Below are 2,464 nucleotides of genomic sequence, written 5' to 3' on the forward strand. Positions count from 1 at the left end.
CGTTGTCAGTTTGCCTTTAGTTTCAGTGATTAAGGCGTTAAAATTCAGCTAAGTCTGTATCGTAGCAAACGTGTTATGCAGGCGTTGTGCGTACTGAGTCCGAAATTTTTTGCACGGTTCATCAAAAGGATCGCGGCTTTCGTAGTTTCGGCTTAGTAAGCGTTCCTTTCTTCTTTGTTGCCTTTTGGTTTTCGTATCATCAAGTTCGGCAAATTAGTCATTATTTCCATAAGTTCAGGCGTTTCAGAAGCTATTTTACGCTTCAATTGTTCTTTGGTTATGCCTCATTTTAGTCTGCATCAGTGTTTTCCTCGCAGCATTTCCAATCCCAGTTGTGGCAAGAATATTTGGTTTATCAGTTCCAAACTTGTTGAAACCAAACCGTTCAAATGGTGTAAGAAATGTATTAGTTTCCATTTATTTTATCTCGCAATTTAAGAACATTTTGTTCGCTTAATTACTATCGGTAAATTAGAATCAGGGCTTAGAAAATTTTGGCAGGGCAGTTCTTTACCAAGTTGGCCAAGCCGAAAGTAAGCACGCACAACAATCGCATCAACACGATTTATTACATTCGGCGTTCTGGGTTTGTCTTAGGTTTAGTGATTAAGGCGGTAAAATTCAGGTTGGTCTGCATGGTAATAAACGTGTTATGCCAGCGTTATGCGCTTAGGAGGAAAAATGGAAATGTTAACTGGCTCATGTCTATGTGGAAAAATTGGAATTGAAGTCCCAGATGATTTTGATTATATGGGAAATTGTCATTGCTCTGAGTGTCGTAAATTTACTGGTTCGGATTACTCATCAGTTGGTGGGATTTCATCGTCAAAATTTGCTTTTACAAAAGGTGAGGAGTTTGTTTCCATTTACTCAAAAAGTGAGGAAACAGAATTAGCATTTTGTAAGTGTTGCGGTTCAAGCTTATTTTCTAGAAAAATCACCGGTGGTAAACATAATATTCGTTTAGGTATTCTGGATAGCACACCAACGCATAAACCTAACTTTCATATCTTTGTTGCTTCAAAAGCGCCTTGGTTTGATATTAATGATGGTCTTAAGCAATTTGATAAAGGTCCAGTAAAATAGTGGGTAACTGATAGAGCGCGCATAACAAAGCCATCAACACGATGCTTATAACATTCGGCGTTTTTGGTTTGAAGTATAATTGGTTTGGAAAGTAAGTCGTCAGCACGTGTTATGGCGGCGTTATACCCTTGAATTGAACATTTCATGTATATTATAGTCAGTATATGTACTGGTGATTTATTTGTGGGGATATATATGAAATATTTATTTATGACGTTGGTTTTTTGGAGTGGTTTATGTTTAGCTGAAATCGATGTCCGGTTAAATAATCTTGAAGTGAATAATGCCCCCTTGGAAGGTGAAATCGCTTGTTACAGCATGCTTTGTAAAAATACCACTAAACCCGATAGTGTTGCTCGTGCCGGAGATTTTCCTGAACGTAATCGAAACCAAACGTTGTCATTTCTAGGTAATATGGCTTTTATCGCGGGAGAAGTAGGGTTAGCTGAAAACCTTCAAGAACCCGAAGAGGAATTAACAGTTTTGCCATAATGTAAAACGGGTATAACAAATGCATCAACACGATTTGCTACACTCGGCGTTGTCAGTTTGCCTTTAGTTTCAGTGATTAAGGCAGTAAAATTCAGCTAAGTCTGCATCGTCGCAAACGTGTTATGCAGGCGTTGTGCGTACTGAGTCCGAAATTTTTTGCACGGATCATAAAAAGGATCGCGGCTTTCGTAGTTTTGGCTTAGTAAGCGTTCCTTTCTTCTTTGTTTCCTTTTTGCTTTCGTTATCGTCAGGTTCGGCAAATTAGCCCTTATTTTCCTAACTTCAGGCGTTTCAGAGGCATTTTTACGCTTCAATTGTTCTTTGGTTATGCCTCATTTTAGTCTGTATCAGTGTTTTCCTCGTAGCATTTTCAATCCTAGCTGTGGCAAGGATATTTGGTTTATCAGTTCCAAATTAGCTGAAACCAAGCCGTTCAAATGACGTAAAAAATGTATCTGTTTTCCATTTACTTATCTCGCAATTTAAGAACATTTTGTTCGCTTAATTAGCATCGGTAAATTAGAATCAGGGCTAAGGAAATCTTGGCATGGCAGTTCTTTACCAAGTTGGCCAAGCCGAAAGTAAGCACGCACAACAATCGCATCAACACGATTTATTACATTCGGCGTTCTGGGTTTGCCTTGGGTTTTGTGATTAAGGTGGTTAATTCAGGTTGGTTTGCATGGTTATAAACGTGTTATGCCAGCGTTAACTGCTTCTTTGTTATCTGTGCAATATATTGTACATTTCAATTTTAATGAGTTAGACTTGTTCAATATTAAGTACAACTCAACAAAGAGGTAATTATGCGTATAGTTTCTTTTACTGAAGCTCGAAATGGTCTTAAATCTGTTCTTGATGGCGTAGTTAATGATGCTGACTGCAC

At 38.2% G+C, this 2,464-nt stretch carries 2 protein-coding genes and 1 pseudogene; all 3 read left to right on the plus strand.

The window, feature by feature from the left end:
- The first annotated feature begins 681 nt into the window (after positions 1-681).
- Entirely contained in the window at positions 682-1,086 is a 405-nt protein-coding gene (locus AACV33_RS01470) for a GFA family protein (protein ID WP_026025548.1), read from the plus strand.
- Positions 1,087-1,281: 195 nt separating this feature from the next.
- The gene (locus AACV33_RS01475) at positions 1,282-1,578 is read left to right on the plus strand and encodes a hypothetical protein (RefSeq protein ID WP_182700686.1); all 297 of its coding nucleotides are present in this window, start codon (positions 1,282-1,284) and stop codon (positions 1,576-1,578) included.
- Positions 1,579-2,384: 806 nt separating this feature from the next.
- Positions 2,385-2,464: pseudogene (locus AACV33_RS01480) on the plus strand (type II toxin-antitoxin system prevent-host-death family antitoxin); the annotation flags it as partial.

Origin of the sequence: Aliivibrio sp. SR45-2 (assembly GCF_963890165.1) — a bacterium.
Lineage (GTDB): Bacteria > Pseudomonadota > Gammaproteobacteria > Enterobacterales > Vibrionaceae > Aliivibrio > Aliivibrio salmonicida.